Source organism: Zoogloea sp., assembly GCF_041914405.1.
In the GTDB taxonomy this organism is placed as follows: Bacteria; Pseudomonadota; Gammaproteobacteria; order Burkholderiales; family Rhodocyclaceae; genus Zoogloea.
Map to the genome: position 1 here is coordinate 1 of NZ_JAYSDK010000037.1, position 2444 is coordinate 2444.

At 65.8% G+C, this 2444-nt stretch carries 2 protein-coding genes; both read left to right on the forward strand.

Going from position 1 to position 2444, the window contains the following annotated elements:
• The coding region (locus tag ACE3RX_RS19095; RefSeq protein WP_374486553.1) for a 2-oxo acid dehydrogenase subunit E2 at positions 1–386 on the forward strand (386 nt) is incomplete at its 5' end.
• 10 nt (positions 387–396) lie between these two features.
• On the forward strand, positions 397–2184 hold the full coding sequence (gene lpdA, locus ACE3RX_RS19100; RefSeq protein WP_374486554.1) for a dihydrolipoyl dehydrogenase: 1788 nt from the start codon (positions 397–399) through the stop codon (positions 2182–2184).
• Positions 2185–2444 lie beyond the last annotated feature (260 nt).

Sequence of the window (2444 nt, forward strand, 5' to 3'; positions counted from 1 at the left end):
CCAACGGCCTGGTCGTGCCGGTGGTGAAGGACGCCGACAAGAAGAGCGTGTTCGAGATCGCCGCCGAAACCGGCTCCCTGGCCAAGCTCGCCCGTGACGGCAAGCTCAAGCCGGCCGACATGTCCGGCGCCTGCTTCACCATCTCCAGCCTTGGCGGCATCGGCGGCACCTACTTCGCGCCGATCGTCAATGCGCCGGAAGTGGCCATCCTGGGTGTCAACAAGTCGGTGATGAAGCCGGTGTGGGACGGCAAGCAGTTCGTGCCGCGCCTGACCCTGCCGATGTCCCTGACCGCCGACCACCGCGTGATCGACGGCGCCCTGGCGACCCGTTTCAACGTGTACCTCGCCCAACTGCTGGCCGACTTCCGTCGGGTCATGCTCTAAGGAGATCGCCATGAGCCTCGTAGAAGTCAAGGTTCCGGACATCGGCGATTTCTCCGACGTCCCGGTCATCGAGCTGTTCGTGAAGGTCGGCGACACCATCAAGGTGGACGACGCCATCGCCACCCTCGAATCCGACAAGGCCACGATGGACGTGCCGTCCTCCGCCGCTGGCGTGATCAAGGAAGTCCGCGTCGCCCTGGGTGACCGGGTCGGCGAAGGCAAGGTGCTGATCGTCGTCGAAGCCGACGGCGCTGGCGCCAGCCCGGCTCCTGCAGCCGCTGCAGCCCCGGCCCCGGCACCGGCCGCTGCGCCCGCCGCGGCAGCGGTGGCCGCGCCGGCAGCCGCCAGCCACGCCGGCGCGGCCGATGTCGAGTACGACATGGTCGTCCTCGGCGCCGGTCCCGGCGGCTACTCGGCAGCCTTCCGCGCCGCCGACCTGGGCCTCAAGACCGCCATCATCGAGCGCTACGCCACCCTCGGCGGCGTGTGCCTGAACGTGGGCTGCATCCCGTCCAAGGCCCTGCTCCACGTGGCGGCGGTGATCGAGGAGGCCGAGCACGCCTCCGTCGCCGGCGTCAGCTTCGCCAAGCCCTCCGTCGATGTGGACGCCCTGCGCGCCCACAAGGACAAGGTCGTCGGCAAGCTCACCGGCGGCCTGGCCGGCATGGCCAAGGGCCGCAAGGTGGACATCATCCGCGGCTACGGCAGCTTCCTCGACCCGAACCACATCGAAGTCGAAGAAACCACCGGCGACGCCCAGGACAAGACCGGCGCCAAGAAGGTCGTGAAGTTCAAGCAGTGCATCATCGCCGCCGGCTCCGCCGCGGTGCACCTGCCTTTCATCCCCCGCGACCCGCGCATCGTCGACTCCACCGGCGCGCTGGAACTGCGCTTCGTGCCGAAGAAGATGCTGGTCATCGGCGGCGGCATCATCGGTCTGGAAATGGCCACCGTCTATTCGACCCTCGGCGCCCGCGTCGACGTGGTGGAAATGATGGACGGCCTGATGCAAGGCCCGGACCGCGACGCCGTCAAGGTATGGGAGAAGCAGAACGCCAGCCGCTTCGACAAGATCATGCTGAAGACCAAGACGGTCGCCGTGGATGCCAAGGAAGACGGCCTCTACGTGACGTTCGAGGGCGAAGGCGTATCTCCGGAGCCGGTCAAGTACGACATGATCCTGCAGTCCGCCGGTCGCGCGCCCAACGGCAAGAAGATCGGCGCCGAGAAGGCCGGCGTGATCGTCACCGATCGCGGCTTCATCCCGGTGGATGCGCAGATGCGTACCAACGTGCCGAACATCTTCGCCATCGGCGACGTCGTCGGCCAGCCCATGCTCGCCCACAAGGCAGTGCATGAAGCCCACGTGGCGGCAGAAGTCGCAGCCGGCCACAAGGCCGCCTTCGACGCCACCGTGATCCCGGGCGTGGCCTACACCCATCCGGAAGTGGCCTGGGTCGGCTACACCGAGGCGCAGGCCAAGGCCGAGGGCAAGAAGGTCGAGACGGCCAAGTTCCCGTGGGCCGCCAGCGGCCGCGCGATCGCCAACGGTGCCGACTACGGCTTCACCAAGCTGATCTTCGATGCCGAAACGCACCGCGTCATCGGCGGCACCATCGTCGGCCCCTCGGCCGGCGACATGATCGGCGAGGTGTGCCTGGCCATCGAGATGGGCGCCGACGCGGTCGACATCGGCAAGACCATCCACCCGCACCCTACCCTTGGCGAAACCGTCGGCATGGCCGCTGAAGTCGCCCACGGCAGCTGCACCGACGTGCCGCCTGCCCGCAAGAAGTAAAACGCCCAACGTTCCGATCCCTGTTGCAGCGTTGTTTTGGCGGCCCTCGGGCCGCTTTTTTTTACCTGCGACGGGATGGGAATTGGGCTTGGGCTTGGGCTTGGGCTTGGGCTTGGGCTTGGGCTTGGGCTGTAAACACAGTAAGGGCTATCAAACTGTGGGGGGGGGAAAAAAAAGACCAAAACCCGGGGTTTAACCAACCCCGGGGAAAAAAATAACACCCAAAAGAAAAAAATAAAAAAAATAAAAACCCCAAATAG